Consider the following 502-nt stretch of genomic DNA (forward strand, 5'->3'; position numbering starts at 1 on the left):
ATTGTTCCCTATGGAAACAAACCGAGAAACGATATTGCAGGGATGGAAGTTATGCTAGTGAAGAAGTTACCTGATTTGTTGAATGCTCTGTTTTAAAATGCTTTGGTTTAGCTTATTAGATTAGTCTTCGAGCGTACTTTCTAAATGACGGGCAAATATGTCTGGCGCCATGGGTCTACCAAACAGATAGCCTTGTGCATAGTCACAGTTTAGATCTTTGAGCAGCTTGTATTGCTCCTGATTCTCGACGCCTTCAGCGACGACCTTAAGGTTTAAGCTGTGAGCCATAGAAATCGCCGCATTAATTAGTTCTTTGTCGGCTTGGTCTTCGACTAAGTCGTTGACGAAGCTACGGTCGACTTTAAGCATGTCAAAAGGATAGTTCCTGAGATAGCTTAGTGAGGAATAGCCGGTTCCAAAGTCATCCATCGATATTCGGACATCAAGATGGTTGAGGGCTCTTAGCGCATCTTTTACGAACTGCTGGTTATTCATTAGAACG

The 502-nt window shown here is 42.8% G+C and carries 1 protein-coding gene; it reads right to left on the minus strand.

The window, feature by feature from the left end; all coding sequences use genetic code 11:
- Window positions 1-120 precede the first annotated feature (120 nt).
- Window positions 121-502 (minus strand): EAL domain-containing protein (locus tag A3757_RS23090; protein WP_068740361.1); only part of this gene is annotated, 382 nt, incomplete at its 5' end.

The sequence above is a fragment of the Oleiphilus sp. HI0117 genome (assembly GCF_001635235.1).